The 18,632-nt window shown below is 66.6% G+C and carries 19 protein-coding genes, 1 other RNA gene and 1 pseudogene; 11 read left to right on the top strand and 10 right to left on the bottom strand.

Annotated elements, in window-relative coordinates:
- The coding region (locus JOZ00_RS18530) for a cobalamin biosynthesis protein (protein ID WP_293346180.1) at nt 1-864 on the top strand (864 nt) is incomplete at its 5' end.
- On the opposite strand, the gene JOZ00_RS18525 is transcribed toward JOZ00_RS18530, so the two are convergent.
- Genes JOZ00_RS18525 through JOZ00_RS18515 form a run of 3 tightly spaced genes read right to left on the bottom strand, consistent with a single transcriptional unit; the run spans nt 846 to nt 2,798 of the window.
- Nucleotides 846-1,679 (bottom strand): SURF1 family protein, encoded by an 834-nt coding sequence (locus JOZ00_RS18525; RefSeq protein ID WP_293346184.1) that lies wholly within the window; start codon nt 1,677-1,679, stop codon nt 846-848. The two genes, JOZ00_RS18530 and JOZ00_RS18525, sit on opposite strands and share 19 nt — an antisense overlap.
- An 11-nt stretch (nt 1,680-1,690) precedes the next feature.
- Nucleotides 1,691-2,182, bottom strand: a complete 492-nt coding sequence (locus JOZ00_RS18520; protein WP_293346178.1) for a low molecular weight protein-tyrosine-phosphatase — start codon at nt 2,180-2,182, stop codon at nt 1,691-1,693.
- Nucleotides 2,175-2,798, bottom strand: a complete 624-nt coding sequence (locus tag JOZ00_RS18515; RefSeq protein ID WP_293346182.1) for an HAD-IA family hydrolase — start codon at nt 2,796-2,798, stop codon at nt 2,175-2,177. The genes JOZ00_RS18520 and JOZ00_RS18515 overlap by 8 nt, the downstream gene beginning before the upstream one ends.
- 141 nt (nt 2,799-2,939) lie before the next feature.
- On the opposite strand from JOZ00_RS18515, the pseudogene cobC reads away from it, so the two are divergent.
- The 4 genes and pseudogenes from cobC to JOZ00_RS18495 form a co-directional block, all read left to right on the top strand.
- Nucleotides 2,940-4,001 (top strand): annotated as a pseudogene (gene cobC / locus JOZ00_RS18510) (Rv2231c family pyridoxal phosphate-dependent protein CobC); the annotation flags it as partial.
- Nucleotides 3,998-5,140, top strand: a complete 1,143-nt coding sequence (locus JOZ00_RS18505) for a Nif3-like dinuclear metal center hexameric protein (RefSeq protein WP_293346176.1) — start codon at nt 3,998-4,000, stop codon at nt 5,138-5,140. The pseudogene cobC and the gene JOZ00_RS18505, both read left to right, overlap by 4 nt.
- Complete coding sequence (locus JOZ00_RS18500; protein ID WP_293346174.1) at nt 5,140-5,874, top strand: zinc ribbon domain-containing protein; 735 nt, start codon at nt 5,140-5,142, stop codon at nt 5,872-5,874. Before JOZ00_RS18505 ends, JOZ00_RS18500 begins: the two co-directional genes overlap by 1 nt.
- Nucleotides 5,874-6,989 (top strand): bifunctional RNase H/acid phosphatase, encoded by a 1,116-nt coding sequence (locus JOZ00_RS18495; RefSeq protein WP_293346172.1) that lies wholly within the window; start codon nt 5,874-5,876, stop codon nt 6,987-6,989. Before JOZ00_RS18500 ends, JOZ00_RS18495 begins: the two co-directional genes overlap by 1 nt.
- Here the strand turns inward: JOZ00_RS18495 and JOZ00_RS18490 are convergent.
- The 3 genes from JOZ00_RS18490 to JOZ00_RS18480 form a co-directional block, all read right to left on the bottom strand.
- Nucleotides 6,986-7,180, bottom strand: a complete 195-nt coding sequence (locus tag JOZ00_RS18490; RefSeq protein WP_293346170.1) for a ferredoxin — start codon at nt 7,178-7,180, stop codon at nt 6,986-6,988. The two genes, JOZ00_RS18495 and JOZ00_RS18490, sit on opposite strands and share 4 nt — an antisense overlap.
- Entirely contained in the window at nt 7,177-8,343 is a 1,167-nt protein-coding gene (locus JOZ00_RS18485; protein ID WP_293346168.1) for a cytochrome P450, read from the bottom strand. The genes JOZ00_RS18490 and JOZ00_RS18485 overlap by 4 nt, the downstream gene beginning before the upstream one ends.
- A gap of 72 nt (nt 8,344-8,415) precedes the next feature.
- A complete protein-coding gene (locus JOZ00_RS18480; protein WP_293346166.1) occupies nt 8,416-8,994 on the bottom strand; it encodes an XRE family transcriptional regulator in 579 nt (192 codons plus the stop codon).
- Between the two features lie 46 nt (nt 8,995-9,040).
- Between JOZ00_RS18480 and JOZ00_RS18475 the strand changes: the two genes are divergently transcribed.
- Nucleotides 9,041-9,685: a class I SAM-dependent methyltransferase gene (locus JOZ00_RS18475; protein WP_293346164.1), complete on the top strand. Its 645-nt coding sequence runs from the start codon at nt 9,041-9,043 to the stop codon at nt 9,683-9,685.
- 9 nt (nt 9,686-9,694) lie between these two features.
- Here the strand turns inward: JOZ00_RS18475 and JOZ00_RS18470 are convergent, their stop codons facing one another.
- Entirely contained in the window at nt 9,695-10,411 is a 717-nt protein-coding gene (locus tag JOZ00_RS18470) for a 2OG-Fe(II) oxygenase (RefSeq protein WP_293346162.1), read from the bottom strand.
- Between the two features lie 92 nt (nt 10,412-10,503).
- Here JOZ00_RS18470 and rnpB point away from each other — a divergent pair.
- Nucleotides 10,504-10,906, top strand: an RNA gene (gene rnpB / locus JOZ00_RS18465) — RNase P RNA component class A.
- 1,053 nt (nt 10,907-11,959) lie between these two features.
- Nucleotides 11,960-12,205 (top strand): hypothetical protein, encoded by a 246-nt coding sequence (locus tag JOZ00_RS18460; protein ID WP_293346160.1) that lies wholly within the window; start codon nt 11,960-11,962, stop codon nt 12,203-12,205.
- 94 nt (nt 12,206-12,299) lie between these two features.
- On the opposite strand, the gene JOZ00_RS18455 is transcribed toward JOZ00_RS18460, so the two are convergent.
- Nucleotides 12,300-13,847 carry a CYTH and CHAD domain-containing protein gene (locus JOZ00_RS18455; protein ID WP_293346158.1) on the bottom strand — a complete coding sequence of 516 codons (1,548 nt, stop codon included), beginning with the start codon at nt 13,845-13,847 and terminating at the stop codon, nt 12,300-12,302.
- A gap of 268 nt (nt 13,848-14,115) precedes the next feature.
- Between JOZ00_RS18455 and JOZ00_RS18450 the strand changes: the two genes are divergently transcribed.
- Nucleotides 14,116-14,517 (top strand): heme-binding protein, encoded by a 402-nt coding sequence (locus tag JOZ00_RS18450; protein ID WP_293346156.1) that lies wholly within the window; start codon nt 14,116-14,118, stop codon nt 14,515-14,517.
- Between the two features lie 16 nt (nt 14,518-14,533).
- Here JOZ00_RS18450 and JOZ00_RS18445 read toward each other — a convergent pair whose 3' ends face one another.
- The gene (locus JOZ00_RS18445; protein WP_293346154.1) at nt 14,534-15,712 is read right to left on the bottom strand and encodes a 1,4-beta-xylanase; all 1,179 of its coding nucleotides are present in this window, start codon (nt 15,710-15,712) and stop codon (nt 14,534-14,536) included.
- A gap of 176 nt (nt 15,713-15,888) precedes the next feature.
- Nucleotides 15,889-16,728, bottom strand: a complete 840-nt coding sequence (panB, locus tag JOZ00_RS18440; protein ID WP_293346152.1) for a 3-methyl-2-oxobutanoate hydroxymethyltransferase — start codon at nt 16,726-16,728, stop codon at nt 15,889-15,891.
- A gap of 119 nt (nt 16,729-16,847) precedes the next feature.
- Between panB and JOZ00_RS18435 the strand changes: the two genes are divergently transcribed.
- Nucleotides 16,848-17,141, top strand: a complete 294-nt coding sequence (locus JOZ00_RS18435) for a hypothetical protein (protein WP_366022360.1) — start codon at nt 16,848-16,850, stop codon at nt 17,139-17,141.
- A 245-nt stretch (nt 17,142-17,386) separates the two neighbouring features.
- Nucleotides 17,387-18,632: alpha/beta hydrolase (locus JOZ00_RS18430; protein WP_293346150.1), on the top strand; the 1,246-nt coding region annotated here is incomplete at its 3' end.

Genomic DNA, 18,632 nt, shown 5'->3' with positions numbered 1-18,632 from the left:
CATCCGGTCGCGATGTTCGGCAAGGCCGCCGCCGTCGTCGAGCGGGTGACCTACCGCGATACCAGGATCGCGGGCGCGGTGCACGTCGGGGTTTTGGTGGGGGGCGTCGGCGTGCTCGGCGTGGCGGCGCAACGGGCCGCCGACCGTGGCGGCGGGCTTTGGCCGGTCGCGACCACTGCGGCGGCCACGTGGGCGGCGCTGGGCGGAACGTCGTTGGCGCGCACCGGCTCGTCGATGTCGGAGCTCTTGATGCGCGGCGATGTGAAGGGCGCGCGCCTGCTGTTGCCGTCGCTGTGTGGGCGTGATCCGGCCGCGCTGGACGTTACGGGCCTGACACGCGCGTCGCTGGAGTCGGTCGCGGAGAACACGTCCGACGCCCAGGTCGCGCCGCTGCTGTGCGCGGCGGTGGGCGGCGTGCCCGGGGTGTTGGGGTATCGCGCGATCAACACGCTGGACTCGATGGTCGGCTACCGCTCGCCTCGCTACATCCGATTCGGTTGGGCCGCAGCACGATTGGATGACGTGGTTAACTACGTCGCCGCCCGGACGACCGCTCTGCTGGTGATTGCCTGCGCGCCTCTGGTCGGTGGATCGCCGTCGGGGGCGCTGCGGGCCTGGCGTCGCGACGCGGCGCGCCATCCCAGCCCGAACGCCGGCGTAGTCGAGGCGTCGTTCGCCGGGGCGCTGGGCGTGCGGCTCGGCGGGCCCACGCAGTACCACCATGAGCTGGAGATCCGGCCCACCCTCGGCGACGGCCGCGAACCCACGGTGGCCGACCTGCGCGCCGCGGTCGCGCTGTCGTCGCTGGTGCAGGCGGGTGCCGGGCTGTTGGCCGGGCTGCTCGGCTACCTGCGACGGCCGTAGCGGTCGGCGAGCTTCTCCTCGACGGTGCGGGGGGCCTGCGGGGCCGGAGCCGCTTGATCGGCGGACTGTTGTTGCTTCTCTTTGCGGCGGACCCGGATCTCGGAGTAGGCGAAGTACCCCAGCCCGATCGGCGCGACGATACCGAACGAAATCCACTGGATGCCATAGGACAGGAACGGTCCCGCGTCCAGGTGAGGCACGCCGATCAGGCCGAGCCCGCCGGGCTGGTCCTCGACCAGCTGCAGATAGGAGCCGGCGAGCGGAACCTTGGTCAGTGCCGCGATCTGCTCGGTGTTGATCGAGTACACCTGCTGCACGCCGTCGCGGGAAAACGGTTCCTTCCCTTGGGGGGCGGGTTCGGAGTCGCGCAATCGGGCGGTGATGGTCACCGTCTGCTGGGGTGCCGGGGCGATCGGCGGGACGTGCGACCCCTCGTCGGGGCGCACGTAGCCGCGGTCGACCAATACGGTCGGCCCGTCGTCCGCCGCGAAAGGCACCAGCACCTCAAACGCCGGCTTTGACTCCACCGTTCGCAAGCGGGCCAGCACCTGGCTGTCCGCGAGGTAGTGCCCGGTGGCCGTCACCCGCCGCCACTGCGCGTCCGGTGCCGAGGAATTCTGTTGAGGCAGCAGGGTTTTCAGCGCAACCGGGGGAGTGTTGAGGGAATAGTCGATCTGGTTGTTCTCCCGCGACGTCCGGTTGTGCTTCCCCAGCTGCCACGGCGCCAGCACCATAAAACACAGGTACGTGAAGGCGATCACCACCAACGCCAGCGCTATCCAGCCCGGACGCAGCAGGAAGGCCAGGCGGCGCATCAAACTGGGCATCAACCCGAGCCGTTCCGCTCGAGTCGTTCGTCGACCCAGGCGTGCAGCCCGGGCAGTGACGCCTCGATGACGTCGTATACCCGCTCGAAGTCCTGGGCTTCCCCGTAGTAGGGGTCGTCGACGTCGGGCGTGTGGGCTCCCGAACGAGGGTCGAAAGACCGCAGCATCCGCAGCCGGTCGTCCTCGACGCCGAGGTGTCGCAGCATCCGGACGTGGTTGCGGTCCAGCGCCACCACCAGGTCGGCCGTCAGGTGGTCATCCTCGACCTGCGCGGCGGTGTGGTCGCATGCGTAGCCGTGCTCGCGCAGCACGCGGGCCGCCCGCCCGTCGGCGCCTTCACCGACATGCCAGTTGCCGGTGCCCGCGCTGGTGACCCGCACCGCGTCCCCGAGACCGCGGCGCTGCACCTGGTCGGCGAACATCTTCTCGGCCATTACCGAACGGCAGATGTTGCCGGTACAGACGAACGTGACGTGCAGCGGCTCAGACACCTAGCACTCTCCGCAGCTCGTCGATGGTCGCGGCGCGATTGATGACGTCACCATCGGAGAAGTCGGACTTGCCGTAGCCCCAGCCGACCACCACGGTGTCGATTCCGTGTGCGGCCGCGCCTTCGACGTCGTGGCTGCGGTCGCCCACCATGAGCACGCTCTCGGGCAGCGGCTGCAGCTGAGCCAGCGCGTGCGCCAGCACCTCGACCTTGGCCTTGCGCGAGCCGTCGGGGCTGGCCCCGGCGATGACCTCGAAATGCTGGTCAAGCCCGAAATGGGCGAGGATGCGCCGCGCGGTCGTTTCCAGCTTGGACGTGGCCACGGCCAGCCGGACGCCGGCCGCGCGCAGATCCAGTAGCAGCGTTTCGATCCCGTCAAACAGCGAATTCATCGCCCAGCCGCGGGTCCCGTACTCGGCCCGGAAGGCCGCGATGGCTTCCTCGGCGTCGTCGCCGAGATCCATCGCACGGAAGGTGTCGTCCATTGGCGGGCCGACGATCTGCGCGGCGAGGTCACCGCTGGGCACCGGCGCGCCGATGTGGCCGAGCGCATGCAGGAAACTGGCCACGATTCCCTCCGCCGAGTCGGTGAGGGTGCCGTCCAGATCGAAGATCACCAGCTGTGCTCGCGGCGTGCCGTCGAAAGGGGCCGGGCAATCGGCCGACGTCGTCGTGTCTGTCACCTCACCATTGTCCTCGATGGCCGCGGCCGCGTGTGACGGTGTCGCTGCCGCGCGCCCGAGTCGGCCACTAGTGTTTCTCGGATGGCGAGTCTGAACTTGAGCCCGCCCGCAGCGGCGCGCTATCACGGTGATCAGGCCGCCGCGCCCGGGATGCTGGATTTCGCCGTCAATGTCCGCCACAACCGGCCGCCGGAGTGGCTGCTGACGCGGCTGGCCGAACGCCTGCCGGATCTGGCCCGCTATCCGAGCGCCGCGGACGTCCACCGCGCCCAGGACGCGGTCGCCGAGCGACACGGCCGAACCCGCGACGAGGTGCTGCCGTTGGCCGGCGCCGCCGAGGGGTTCGCCTTGCTGAGCAACCTGCGCCCGGAGCGTGCGGCGACCGTGGAACCCTCGTTCACCGAGCCGGCCGCCGCGCTGTCGGCCGCCGGGGTGCCGGTGCACCACGTGGTGTTGGAGCCCCCGTTCGGGTTGGACGACGCGTTGCAGGACAGTCAGGTGCCCGAGGATGCCGATCTCGTCGTGGTGGGCAATCCGACCAACCCGACCTCGGTGCTGCACACCCGCGAGCAGTTGCTCGCGTTGCGCCGGCCCGGACGAATCCTGGTGGTCGACGAGGCGTTCGCGGATTCGATTCCGGGGGAGCCGCAGTCGTTGGCCGGTGACTCGCTGCCCGACGTGCTGGTGCTGCGCAGTCTGACCAAGACCTGGGCGCTGGCCGGGCTGCGGGTGGGGTACGCGCTGGGCTCGCCCGAGGTGTTAGCCAGGCTGACCGCCCAGCGCGCGCACTGGCCGGTGGGGACGTTGCAACTGACGGCTATCGCGGCCTGCTCTGGGCAGCAGGCCGTCGCCGACGCGGCTGCGGGCGCGCTGGGGTTGGCGCAGATGCGCGCCGAGATGGCGGCCGGCTTGCGATCGGTGGGGGCCGACGTGGTCGATGGCCGGGCCCCGTTCGTCCTGTTCCGGATGCCGGATGCGGATCGGATACGAATGGTTTTGCAGGACAGAGGGATTGCCATTCGCCGTTGTGATACCTTCGTCGGCTTGGACCAAAGGTACCTGCGGGCCGCGGTGCGGCCCGAATGGCCGCAGCTGGTACAAGCGATCTCGGAAGCGACGATGGGGGGCCGGCGGTGAGTGTGAGGCTGGCCGATGTCATCGAGGTGCTGGACGAGGCCTACCCACCGCGGCTCGCCGAATCGTGGGATTCGGTGGGCCTGGTGTGCGGGGACCCGGGCGATGTCGTCGAGTCCGTTACGGTCGCGGTCGATGCGACGCCGGCCGTCGTCGACGAGGTTCCCGATTCCGGGCTGCTGCTGGCGCACCACCCGTTGCTGCTGCGGGGGGTGGACACGGTGGCGGCCAGCACGCCGAAGGGCGCGCTGGTGCACCGCCTGATCCGCACGGGCCGTTCGCTGTTCACCGCGCACACCAATGCCGACTCCGCGTCGCCCGGCGTGTCCGACGCGCTGGCGCAGGCGCTGGGCCTCACCGTCGAAGCCGTGCTGGAGCCGGCCGCGACCGGCGCAGACCTCGACAAGTGGGTCGTCTACGTGCCCCGGGAGAATTCGGAGGCCGTGCAGGCAGCGGTGTTTGCGGCCGGTGCCGGTCACATCGGCGACTACTCCCACTGCAGTTGGAGCGTCAGCGGAATCGGGCAATTCCTCCCGCACGACGGGGCCACGCCCGCGGTGGGCAGCGTCGGAACCGTCGAGCGGGTGGCCGAGGACAGGTTCGAGGTCGTCGCGCCCGCGCGGGCCCGCGCCGCGGTGCTGGCGGCGATGCGCGCCGCCCATCCCTACGAGGAGCCCGCCTTCGACATCTTCGCGATGGTGCCCCCGCCCAGCGACGCCGGGCTGGGCCGCATCGGCAGTTTGAAGCGTCCGGAACCGTTGCGCGACTTCGTCTCCCGCGTCAGCACCGCGTTACCGCGGACGTCGTGGGGAGTCCGCGCGGCGGGCGACCCCGACATGCCGGTGTCGTCGGTGGCCGTCTGCGGCGGTGCCGGGGATTCGCTGCTGGCCACCGCGGCCCGCTCGGAGGTGCAGGCCTATGTCACCGCCGACCTGCGGCACCATCCGGCCGATGAGCATCTGCGGGCCTCCGATGTGGCCCTGGTCGATGTCGCGCACTGGGCCAGTGAATTTCCCTGGTGTGAACAGGCGGCCGACTTGTTGCGATCCCACTTCGCCGGGCTGTCGGCCCGGGTGTGCAACATCCGCACCGACCCGTGGGACATGGGCCAGCTTGGCGACGAAGCCGGAAGTGATCAATGATGAAAGCCGAAGTGACACAGCAGCGTTCGCTGCTCGAATTGTCGAAGTTGGATGCTGAGCTGTCCCGCATCATGCACCGGGCCAGTCATCTGCCCGAGCAAGAGGCCCTCGAACGGATTCGCGAAGAATGCAGTGCGGCCGGTGACCGGGTGGGTGCCATTCGAATCGCATTGGAAGACATAGACACTCAGGTGTCTCGATTCGAGTCGGAGATCGATTCCGTGCGGCAGCGCGAAGACCGCGACCGGTCAATGCTGCAATCGGGAGCGACGGACGCCAAGCAACTGTCGGATCTGCAGCACGAGCTGGAGACGCTGGTTCGCCGGCAGGTCAGCCTGGAAGATTCCCTGCTGGAAGTGATGGAGCGCCGCGAGGAACTGCAAGCGCAGCTCGATGCCGCGCAGGGGGCGGTCGAGACTCTGCAGACCGAATTGTCCAATGCCGAGCAGGCTCTCGATGCAGCGCTCGGCGAAATCACCGAAGCCCGCGAGCAGCATTCCTCGCGACGGGACACGTTGAGCGCGGCGCTGGACCCCGCCCTGTCCGCTCTTTACGAACGGCAGCGTGCCGGGGGAGGGCCGGGTGCCGGCCCGCTGTTGGGACGCCGATGCGGAGCTTGCCGGCTGGAGATAGACCGCGGCGAACTGTCCCGCATCTCCGCCGCCGCCGAGGACGACGTGGTGCGATGCCCGGAGTGCGGAGCGATATTGTTGCGGGTCAAGGGGTTCGACTAATGAAGGTGGTCATCGAAGCCGACGGCGGGTCGCGCGGCAACCCGGGGCCGGCCGGGTACGGCGCCGTGGTCTGGACGGCCGACCGCTCGGCCGTGCTGGCGGAGAACAAACAGGCCATCGGCCGCGCTACCAACAATGTGGCCGAATACCGGGGATTGATAGCCGGTTTGGAGGATGCGCTGAAGCTCGGTGCCTCCGAGGCGGCGGTGTCGTTGGACTCCAAGCTGCTGGTGGAACAGATGTCCGGGCGCTGGAAGGTCAAGCACCCGGACCTGATCGAACTCCACGGTCAGGCCCGAAAGCTGGCGTCGCGGTTCGACCGGATCAGCTACACGTGGATTCCACGGGAACGCAATTCGCATGCCGATCGGCTGGCCAACGAGGCGATGGATGCCGCGGCCGCCGTGGATGACACGGCAGAGAAGCCCGAACCGCTCGTCGCCGAGCCCGCGAAAGCCGTTGCGGCGCCGTCCCCTAACGCGCCCGGCTGGACCGGCGCGCGCGGAACGCCAACCAGGTTTCTGTTGCTGCGACACGGGCAGACCGAGTTGTCGGCGCAACGCCGCTACTCGGGGCGCGGCAACCCCGCGCTCACCGAAACGGGGCGGCGGCAGGCCGACGCCGCGGCGCGGTATCTGGCGCAGCGCGGCGGAATCTCGGCCGTGCTGTCCTCCCCGCTGCAACGGGCGTACGACACCGCGGCCATGGCCGCCAAGGCGCTGGGCCTCGACGTGACCGTCGACGAGGACTTGATCGAGACGGATTTCGGTGCGTGGGAAGGGTTGACGTTCGGCGAGGCCGCCGAGCGCGACCCCAAGCTGCACACCCAGTGGCTGCGCGACACCTCGACCAAGCCACCGGGCGGTGAGAGCTTCGACGCGGTGCTGGATCGGGTGTCCGCGGTTCGCGGGCGGGTCATCGCCGCGCACCAGGGCACGACGGTGCTGCTCGTCTCGCACGTGACGCCGATCAAGATGCTGCTGCGTCAAGCGCTGGACGCCGGGCCGGGCATCTTGTACCGGCTGCACCTGGATTTGGCGTCGTTGAGCATCGCCGAGTTCTATCCCGACGGAGCGTCGTCGGTGCGGTTGGTCAACCAGACGGCTTATCTCTAACGCGTCAGCGTGATGGCGCTTTCCGGGCAGTTCTGCTCGGCGGTGGCCGCCTGTGATTCCAGTTCGCCGGAGACGTCCTCGACAAGCACGATCGAGTGTCCGACCTCGTCGGCATCGAAGACGTCGGGCGCCAACGTGTAGCAGCGTCCGTGTCCGGTGCAACGGTCGGCGTCGACGGAAATGCGACTCATGACACCGGGAACGTGAGTGGCAGCGATTCCACCGACCGCAGTGCGGCGGTGTAGGTCAGCTCGGCGCCCGGCTTGATCTCGTAATCCGGTATGCGACGGTGGAATTCGCGTAGCGCCACGCGCAGCTCCATCCGGGCCAGGTGTGAACCCAGGCATCGGTGTGGGCCCCCGCCGAAGGCGCGGTGGCGGTTCGGGTTGCGGCGGAAGTCAACGAGCTCGGGCTCGGGGAACTCGGCGGGGTCGGTGTTCGCCGCGCCGAGTAACGGACTGACCCGCTCGCCCTTGCTGATCGGGCAGCCGCCCACCTCAACGTCTTCCGTCGCAACCCGTACGACGCCGGGCACCGGCGTCTCCCAGCGCAACAGCTCCTCGATGGCGCTCGGCAGCACGTCGGGTTGCTCGACGAGCTGATGGCGATGGTCGGGATGCCGTGCCAGATAGACGAAGAAGCAGTCGAGTGAATCGGTCACCGTGTCCAGGCCTGCGATCAGGAACAGGAAGCAGATGTCGAGGATCTCGTCGTGCGTCAGCGGTTCTCCCTCGACTTTGGCCGCGATCAGGGAGGACAGCACGTCGTCGCGTGGGCTGGCGATGTGGTCCTCGATGGCGCGCTCGAAGTAGGCGTAGATCTGTTGTGCCGCGGGTGCCATATATTCGTGGCGGCGATCGTATCCGGAGTCGCCCTCCGGGCGGATCACGTCGTCCTTCCATTCCAGGAACTGGTCCAGGTCCTCTAACGGCAGGCCGAGCAGCTGCAGAAACACCGTGCACGGCAGGGGGACCGCGAATTCTTCGTGGAAGTCGCACTCGCCGCGATCGGCGAAGCGATCGATCATCTCGTTCACCAGCTCGGTGACGCGCGGTTCGCGCCGTGCCATCTCGCGTGGGGTGAACAGCGGATCGAGGATGCGGCGGTACTTCGCATGCTCGGGCGGGTCGACCTGCAGCGGGATCAGCGGCCGGATGTTGCCCAGATCGACGGCGTCCTTTGACGAGAACAACTCGGTGTGCTTGAGCGTCATCTCGATATCGGCCAGCCGGCTGAGTACGACCGCCTGGGGTGATCGGAATACCGGGGTCGACTCACGCAATGCCTTGTACATCGGCTGCGGCTCCGCGACACCCGCCATCGCCTGGTCGACGTAGCCTTCGGTATCTGTCATTCGGTCAGCCTGGCACCAACGTCGTCGCTGGGCAATGGTCAATGCTGAGCGTGTGCACAATCCCCAGCGGGGTTAGCTGTGCAGGTGTAGCCGTTCCCCGTGCGGGCCGAAGATCACGATGGCCTCCACCGGCCCGTCGACCACGCCGAACCAGTGCGGAGTCCAGGTGGAGAACTCGACGGCTTCGCCCGGGTCGATGGCGAAGTCACGGTCGCCGAGGATTAGCCGCATCCGCCCGGCGAGCACGTACATCCAGTCCTGGCCCTCGTGCACCGGCAGCTCGGTCGGTGGGGTGCGGCGTCGAGCGCTGACCCGGACTTTGAACGCGTGCAATCCGCCCGCGGGCCCTTGCCGGGTCAGCGGCCAGTACGTGACTCCGCGGTGGGTGTGCGCGCGGCCGCGCACCCGTGGATCGCGTGCCTCGGATGCCTGCAACAACTCGTCGGTGCTGACCGAGAGCGCCTCGGCCAGCCGCGGCAGATGATCCAGCGCGAGCCGCCGTTTCCCCGATTCGAGGCGACTCAGCGTCGAGACGTCGATCCCGGCGCGGTCGCCGACCTCCTGCAGCGTCATGCCGCGCTGCACGCGCAGCTCCCGGAGCCGGCGGCGCACCTGGAGGTCGATCGACTCGCTTCTCGTCTTTGCCTGCATGGCAAATCAGCTTGGCAATTCTTTCCCGGCTGGGCAAGCTCGCTGTGTGGACAGTTCTTGCAAAGACTCTTGCAAACCCGAGGACGCCCGGCAGTTCTGGGAAGACCGCTACCGCTCCGCCGAGCGGGTGTGGAGTGGGCGCGTCAATCCCCGCCTCGCCGAGGTAGCCACTGAGCTGCCGGCGGGCCGGGCTCTGGACCTCGGCTGTGGCGAAGGCGCCGACGCGCTGTGGTTGGCCGAGCGTGGCTGGCAGGTGGTGGCCGTCGACGTATCGGCCACCGCGCTGCAACGAGCGACCGAGGTGGCGGCCGACCGGAACCTGTTGTCAAACATCAGCTTTCAGCGGCACGACCTCAACGAGAGTTTCCCCGACGGGATGTTCGACCTGGTGTCCGCGCAATACTTGCACTCGCCTGCTTACCTGGAGCGGGACGCGGTGCTGCGGCTGGCGGCCGAACGCGTGAATCCCGGCGGCGTGCTGCTGATCGTCGATCACGGGGCGCCCCCACCCTGGGCGCAGCACGACGGCCACCAGTTTGCGGGCATCGAGGAGGTGCTCGCGTCCCTGCGACTCGACACCAGCCGCTGGACTCGGGAGTTCGCACAGTCCGCCGGACGCGAGATGGTCGGGCCGAACGGTGAAATCGGCAACATGGTCGACCACGTCATGGTGCTGCGACGTGCCGAATAGCCTTGGCCCTCAGGCGGCGTCGTGAAAGATCAGGCCCATGGCATAGCGTTCGCCGGAGCGAACCACCGACACACCATGGCGCACCGGGGACGCCGACCAACCCCTGCTGGATTGCACCGGTCGTTCCCGGGTGGTGAAGACGTACCCGTGCCCCTGCGGCAATTGCGTTGCGGTGCCGCGTGATTGCGCGCGAAAGCGCTGCTCGACGAGCAGGAACTCGCCGCCGGTGTAATCGGTGTCGGGGACGCTCAGGTTGATGACCACCTGAAGCGGAAAGACCAAGTCGCCGTACAGGTCTTGATGCAGGGCGTTCCAATCGCCTTCACCGTATTTCAGCATCAGCGCGGTAGATCGCGTCTGGCCGGCGGCGTGGCATGTCTTCAGCCAGTCGTCGAGGCTGTCCGGCCAGGCGGCGTCCCGGCCCAGCTTCGCCCACCACTCCCGGGCTATCGGCAACAGCCGGGGGTAGAGGGCCTGTTTGAGCTCCTCGATCGGTTCGGGATAGGGCGCGTGGAAGTAGCGATACTGCCCGGCGCCGTACCGCTTCGGCGCCATGTCGATGGTCGAACGGAACAAGCTGTCGTCGGCGTAGAGCTTGCGCAGCCGTGCCGCCTCACTGGCCGTGACCAGCCGCGGCAGCAGCGCCCCGCCGAATTCGCTGACCTCAGCCGCGATGGCGGCCCAGTCGCCGGTCTCGACACGCTTGAACCATTGATCAGACACCATGATCTGTAGACGATAGGGATGCCCGCAATGTGAGGTGCGGGGAAAGCCGCTGGCCTGCGGATTCCGCAACGAGTACCGTAGATCGGCGCGGACGAGTTGGCCGGGCGGCCGCGGACCGTCGTGAGGCGGTTCGAGGAAAGTCCGGACTTCACAGAGCAGGGTGATTGCTAACGGCAATCCGAGGTAACTCGCGGGAAAGTGCCACAGAAAACAGACCGCCACCCTCGTGGTGGTAAGGGTGAAACGGTGCGGTAAGAGCGCACCAGCATTCCGGGTGACCGGAGTGGCTAGGCAAACCCCACCCGAAGCAAGGTCAAGAAGGCCGCACCGGAAGGTGCGGCCGCGCAGGCGTTCGAGGGTTGCTCGCCCGAGCCTGCGGGTAGGCCGCTTGAGGCACCCGGCGACGGTGTGTCCAGATGGATGGCCGCCGCCGCGCCGCCGTTGCTTACGCGCGGCGGCGCGGAACAGAATCCGGCTTACAGGCCAACTCGTCCCCCCCCCGCGGGCCCTGCGACCAGGATAAGCGCAGTTGCTCATTCGCCGCCTCGAATCGACCCCTCAGCGTTTGTTCACAATGAGATCTCGGTACCCCGAGTTGGGCATTCGTTCATTCAGCAAGCTGGGTCAAACGCACCACATTGGGCGATGGGGCGGAGCAGAATCTGCATGCGTACGGCCCATACTCGGAGCCCTTGTTGCCTCGAATGAGAAAGGAGCTATGACCGCTAAATGGAGAAAATCATAACTTTCGCTTCTGTGGCATCTTTCGGCTTCTGTGCGTCAATATTTCTCCCGGCTGGATCGGCTCACGCCGACCTCTGCCCGTATCCAGGCGTTGGATCCGGTGGCGGCGCTTTGTTCGCGCAAGGTGGCTTCTGCGACTACCCGACGGAGATCAACGGGTCGCATATGCACTGCGAGGCAGGTGGTTTCGGCGTCAACGGCATTCTCGGTGCATCTAACAACGGCATCAGCGGCGGGATCGGCGGTGCCGGTGTCGGCGCTCTCAGTTGTACTTGGCGCTGTCCAGACGGCGCGATGGCACCGGCACCTAACCCGCCAGGGTTGTGGAGGGGATACATGGTGGTGATGAACTCTACGAATTTCTGCAAAGACCACATGGCGCCGGACGGCTTTTGGAGTGAACCCGTTTTACCGACTGAGGGAATCCCGCCGGGTGAGCAACCAGGGGAATCGCCAAGAATGACGGGGCCCGCCGCGCCGGGACCAACACAATTTGCACCAGGACTGCCAGAAGCATTAACACCAGGGGTGCCGGGAGCATTAACACCAGGATCACCGAATCCGTAATGGCCGAGAATAGAAGCGAGCCGCGCCCGAGGATCGCAAAGGGTAGCCCGACCGACTATTCAGACGCGGCTTAGGGCGATGCGGTTCCACTTCGGCACTGAGCAACTCACTGCTCTGGCCGGTCATAAGTGGCTGTCCATCGTTGGGACTGAGCCGGTCATATGGCAGAACCGTCTCCAAGGCCCGGCAGGTCGCCCTCGGAGCGCGTTAGGGTTGCGAAACTAGGAAAGGGGACACATGTTCGTGTACAGATCGTCCGAGACTGACCTGGGTAAGTTCGAAACCGGGTTCGTCATGCCCGGCCCGCCCGCAAAGTTCGTTCGCGTCAAAACCCACTCGACGGCCCAAGACGCAGAAGCGCACGTCCACTATCTCAACGGCGGCCAGCTCACCGAGACGTTCGCCGAATCGCTGGATTCGATTGCCCAAAGCCTGACCGGCATCGACAAAGCCCTGCGCGAACACCGTTGTAGTACGCAGTAGAGCAAGCCTGGACGGTTGGCAGCGGGACTCGGCCTTATGGCCGTAGCGAAATCGAAAGCATTTGTACCACAGGCCAACTCGTCCGCGTTGAAAGCTAGTGGTCCTCTTTGTACACCGCTTTGGCGAGCTTGCGCAGCGCGCTGTCGAGTTGGGTACGGCAGCTGGTAGCCAGGTCAGCCTCCCGCTGGTACAGCAGACCGTAGGTGAAGGTGTCCTCGCCGGCGGCCTGCGCGGTTTGGGCCTCTTGACTCAAATGTTCGCGGCTGACCACGCTGTCTTGATGATCGCCGAGCAGCGACTGGATGGCCTTCGCCTGTTCGGACACCCTGTCTGCGCCGGTGGCCGACGCCGTGTAGCGAAGTCGCTTGGCGCGCTTGCGGATTCGGTGTATCGCCTCGTCGTGTTCGTACTCGTCGTCCGGGTTGTCTTTCTCGACCTGTTTGGCGGCCTTTGCGGCCTTGCGGACCTTCTTGTACGCGGCATCGATGGTGACCGGCGGCTGTTCCTCGCCCGGAGCGCCGCCGGGGGTTTGGGCCACCAGCTCCTCGAGGGCGTCGAGCATCCGGAAGTATCGGGTCGAACGCATCGCGATCAACGACCGCCGCAGCCCGGTCTGGTATCGGCGCTCGGCGCCGCCGACCAACCGCTCGCGCACCGGGCCACGCACCAATTCCGGTGCGAGCTCGCCCAATTGACGTTCGTACCGCTCCGCGAGGACCTCGGCGTCGCGGGCGATGCCGAGGATGCCGGCCAGCTCACGCAGCTCATCAAGCACCCAGCCCTCGTCGGGCAACCCGAATGATTCCTGGTAATCGGTCAACAGGCCGCGCAGCTTGCGGGTGGTCACCCGCATCTGGTGAATGGAGTCGTACGTATCGGCGCGCACCGCGCGATCCCACACCAGAAGTTCGCGAACCTGCTCGGCCACCGCACGCTGTAGCGGGTCCTCGGGCGGCTCCGCGCTGGGCGACGGGGCGCCCAGCACCCGGGCCAGCTTGGAAGCGTGTCCGGCGGGGGCAGCGCCCGCGTCGAGCAGACGGTTGCTCAGCCGGTTCAACAACTCGGTGTCCGGATTCTCGTCGGAGTCCTCGCTCGGCTCGGCCAGCTCCAGCTCCCACTCGCGCCACTCCTGTTGAGTGGGCTCCGGTCCGGAGTCGTCCGAGGCGCGGGCCGACCATGCGACCACGTGGTCGTTGCTGAACTCCGCCAGCGTGGCGCCGCCGGCGCCGCGCAACACCTGGGTTTCGCGTTGGGTGGTGATGCGGGCGACCGGTTGCAGTGGACGATCGCGGACGATCGCCAGCACGACATCGACCAACTCCTCGGGCACGGTGCCGTGGCCACCGGAACCCGATGCGTCGAGCGGCGCGTGGACCTCGGTGCGGGCCTCGGGCCCGGCCGGCAACTTCAGGTGCCAGCCCGCGTCGGAGCCGCCGGTGCGGCGGCGCAGGGTGATCTTGTTGCGCGCCAGATCCTGTGTCAGCGTGTCGAAGTACGTCGCGTCGAGCTTTTGAATCGGGGACTTCTCGACGTGAGCCACCGCGGCGATGCCTTCGAACGAAGGCGACACGGTGGACTCGACAACATCGAACTTGCGCTCAACCTCGAGATGACGCGAGGTTTTTGGCGCTTTTTCAGGCATCTTCGGCTCCGTTGAGGGCGCGTTACCGCGGCCTTGGACGTCGTGGACGGTCGTGGATAGGGCATCCATAGCCTGCCATACCGCGCTCGCCCGGCCGCCGGCGAATCGCCGCGGTCCGACCGGGCCGGCCTGCGGGTCCCGGCCGTGGGGGAGTGATTCTTTTGCCGCGTGAATTGCGTATGCGCCACATCGAAACCGCTTATGGTTTGCGGTACGGGTAACCGCTCAATTCACGGAAACCTCGGATAGCTGATGAAGGAGCGTTCCAATGGTGGCTTCCCCTCGCGTTGCGACTCGAATAGTCGCCAGTGGAATTGCGGCCGGCGCGGCCAGTGTGGCAATGCTTTTCGCCGCCTGCGGTCCGGCTTCAGCTAATTGGCGGGCGGACCTGCCGGATCCGGCGCCCGCACCGAATTGCACAGCGGCCGACCTCGCCCAGGTTTCCGCCGGTGTTGCGGCGGCAACGTCGGCTTATCTGTTCACCCACCCTGACGTCAACGCGTACTTCACCAGCCTGAAGGGCCAGCCGCGCGCCGATATTCGCGATCAAGTGAAGCAATACATGGACGCCAACCCGCAGACTCACACCGACCTGTTGGGAATTCGCCAGCCGTTGACCGACTTCCAGAATCGCTGCGGAATAGGGGCCGGGATAGCGGCCGCAGACTAAGGTGCGCTGATCCTTCTCAGCCGGGCGCCGGCGGCCGCAGGTGCATCGCCAGGCCGCTCAGCTCGCGAATCGTTTGAACCTCGGTGTCTCTGAACGGCCGTCCGTCCGGACCGAGTAGGTCGTGGAACCATTCCTGCGGCATCGCCGGGTCCGGGTGCTCCCACGAGTCCCATGGGAAGTAGGTCTGCGTCTTCCCGGCGACCAAGCCCCAATTGAATGCGCCGACGCCCGCGCGCTTGGCGATCGGCAGGATGCTTTCGACCGTGCTGCCCAATGGCCGGGCCATGTACTCGGTGCAAAGGATCGGACGCCCTTGCGAGACAAGCTCGCCGATGCGGTGCTCGAACTCCGAGGGCTCGGCGTAGGAATGGAACGTGATGACGTCGGAGTTATCGAGCTGAATGCCGCTGATGACACTGCGGCGTCCGGGATCCGCCCATTCGCCGTGCCACACGCCACTCGTCAACGGTTGGCAGGGATCAACCAGACGTGCCCATTGGAAAACCTGCGGAAGCAAATCGGCGACAAGATCAAATTTGTCTGGTCTTTCGACCGAGGCGTAGGCCTCCGCGGGATTGTCGGGCTCATTCCACAGGTCCCAACCCAAAATGCGGTCGTCATTGCGGAATTGGGTCAGGACCCCGGTGACATAGCCGCGCAGGGTCTTGACGTAGCCGCGATCACCGAGGCGATCGGCCCCCGGACTCTGCACCCATCCGGAGTTGTGGATGCCGGGTCGTGGCGGGCGCTGCGGGCCGGCCTTGGGAAAAGGATCCCAGCAGGAGTCGAACAACACGAACAGCGGCTTGATGCCGTGGCGCGCCGCAATGTCGACGAATTCCGCGAGACGGGCTTGAAAGCCGCGGTGATCCTGGACCCACAGGAGGTCGTGCAGGAAGACTCGCGCGCTGTTGAATCCGTTGGCCTGGGCCCAACTCAACTCGGTGTCGATGCGCCGCGGATCGTAGGTCTCGGCCTGGAACATCTCCAACTGATTGATGGCGTTCGACGTGATGAAGTCGGCGCCGACGGGCCAGCCCTGCGCTTGATACCAGCGATTGGCGCGCTCAGGTGACCAGCGTGTTGCTTGCGGTGAGGTCCGGGGTGGTTGCGCGGATACGTGCGGTGCTTGAGCCAGTGCCGTGCCTCCTCCTGCGAGTAGCAGCGGAAACTTCAACACCGTTCGACGGTGCACAAAGTCACCGCGATTCCCCCGGTCGATATATTCACCCTTGTTCTAGAGACGAGACCGTAATCTAGAAACAATCGTACAACCCTGTCACCCAACGGGTTTCATCGGTTAGCGATAGTGACGGGGCGCACGGTGAACCGGGGGAGAAAAGCCCTGGGCGCGCGGTTTGCCACGCTCTGTTAGAAGCTGTGCTCCTCGGCGGGGAAGGACCCTTCGGCCACCTCTTGCGCATATTGCGTTGCGGCGCGACGCAATTCCCCGCCGATGTCGGCGAACCGCTTGACGAAGCGTGCGGTCTTGCCGCTGCTCATCCCCGCCATGTCCTGCCAAACCAGGACCTGGCCGTCGCAGTTCGGGCCAGCTCCGATCCCAATGGTCGGGATGGTCAGCTTTCCGGTGATCTGGGTGGCCAGTTCGGCCGGCACCATTTCCATGACGACGGAGAACGCGCCGGCTTCGGCGACGGCGATCGCATCGTGCACGGTCTGTTCCGCGGCGTCACCGCGACCCTGGACCCGGAAGCCGCCCAGGCTGTTCACGCTCTGCGGGGTGAAGCCGATGTGGGCCATCACCGGAATGCCGGCGGCGGACAGACAGGCAATCTGCTCGGCCACCCGCTCACCGCCCTCGAGCTTGACCGCGTGCGCGCCGCCTTCCTTCATGAACCGGGTGGCGGCGGCCAACGCGGCGGCCGGGCCGGCCTCGTAGCTGCCGAAGGGCAGGTCCGCGACGACCAAGGCGTGCTGGGCGCCCCGCACCACTCCGCGCACCAGCGGGATCATTTCGTCGATGGAGACGGGCACGGTGGTGTCGTAGCCGTAGACGACGTTGGCCGCCGAGTCGCCCACCAGCAGCACCGGGATGCCGGCCTCGTCGAAAACGCGGGCGGTCGAATAGTCGTAGGCCGTGAGCATGGCCCACTTGTGGCCTTCGGCCTTCATTTTTTGCAGGTGGTGTGTGCGAATTTTCGCCCTGGGTGTTGCAGGCGTGTTTGCACCGTAAACGTTGTGCTCAGACATCATTGTCCCTAATTGGTCGTCGGGTCGACCCTCGTGGCCTCAAGAGGTCCCCGGGTTCGTCTGACGGATTTATTCTGCCATCTCTGCTCCGCGGTTGCACCGCCCTAAAGGTGTGAGACATGCCATGCTCGGCATGCGGCGGTCAGGCGGACTCGACGCCAGTTTCCTCTTTCAATGCCGAGATCGGTGGCCGCCGAAACGTCGCATACGTCGAATTGAAAAACGGCTTCGGCGTCAAAGCCAATGACGTGGTGATGTCGTTGGTCTCCGGGGTGCTGCGACAATATCTGGTCGATCGAAATGCGTTGCCGATTTCGTCGCTGGTGGCGTCGCTTATTTGCACACCGAAATCGCGGATCCGTGCAGCGCCTGTCAGCCATTTCTCAGGCGAATTCGGTTGCAAAAGAACATAGTTCGGCCATTGGCGCTTCGTTGTTGCAGGATTGGTCGCAGTTCGCCGCGCCGACGGTGTTCGGAGCCGCGATGCGGATCTACGCGCGAACCCGGTTCACGGACAGCATGCCGGTGCACAACCTGGTGGCCTATGTGGGAGCTTGTCGACGAGTTCGCGGTCGGGATGGAAGAGTTGCTGGCGGCCTGGTGTTAGTCGGCCGCAGGTGCCGCTAATCAGGATCTCAGGTTCGCTCTGGCAGCATAGGTGGGCATGGGCCTGACTCGCCGCGACAAGATCGCGCGCACGCTGCTGATCTGGACGGCGATCGCTTCCGTGGCGCTTCTGCTTGCCGGCTGTCTCCGCGTTGTGGGCGGGCGGGCCGTCATGGCCGGGCCCAAGCTGGGTCAGCCCATCGAGTGGACGCCGTGCCGGGCCGCGAACCCGAAGGTCAAGATCCCGGGCGGCGCGCTGTGCGGCCGACTGGCCGTGCCGGTCAACTACGACCAGCCGGGCGGCGACGTAGCGACGCTGGCGATGATCCGTTTCCCCGCGACCGGAGACAAGGTCGGCTCGCTGGTGATCAACCCCGGCGGCCCCGGTGAGTCGGGCATCGATGCGGCGCTGGGTGTCGTCCAGTCGTTGCCCAAGCGGGTCCGCGAGCGCTTCGACCTGGTCGGCTTCGACCCCCGCGGGGTGGGCATGTCACGCCCGGCGATCTGGTGCAACTCCGACGCGGACAACGATCGGCTGCGCACCGAGCCCAACGTCGACTACAGCCCGGCGGGCGTGGCCCACATCGAGGACGAGACCAAGCAGTTCGTCGGCCGCTGCGTCGACAAGATGGGCAAGGATTTCCTGGCCAATGTCGGGACCGTCAACGTCGCCCGGGACCTCGATGCGATGCGCGCCGCGCTCGGCGACGACAAGCTGACCTACCTCGGCTACTCCTATGGCACCCGCATCGGGTCGGCGTACGCGGAGGCCTACCCGCAGAACGTGCGCGCGATGATCCTCGACGGAGCCGTCGACCCCAACGCCGATCCCATCGAGGCGGATCTGCGTCAGGCCAAGGGTTTTCAGGATGCGTTCAACGACTTCGCCGCCGACTGCGCCGCGAAGAATCCGACCTGCCCGCTGGGGACCGACCCGGCCAAGGCCATCGACGTCTACCACAGCCTGGTCGACCCGATGGTCGACCCCAACAACCTGATGCTCGGCAGGCCGGTGCCGACGAACGACCCGCGCGGACTGAGTTACAGCGACGCGATCGTCGGCACCATCATGGCGCTGTACTCGCCGAGCCTGTGGCATCACCTGACCGACGGCCTGACGGAGTTGGTCGACCACCACGGGGACACCCTGCTCGCTCTGGCCGACATGTACATGCGCCGCGACTCGCACGGCCACTACACCAACGCCACCGACGCTCGGGTGGCGATCAACTGCGTTGACCAACCGCCGATTACGGACCGGGCCAAGGTCGTCGACGAAGACCGCCGCTCGCGGGAAA

Source organism: Mycobacterium sp., from assembly GCF_019243155.1.
Classification (GTDB): domain Bacteria; phylum Actinomycetota; class Actinomycetes; order Mycobacteriales; family Mycobacteriaceae; genus Mycobacterium.
This window is presented reverse-complemented; position numbering and strand designations above follow the sequence as displayed.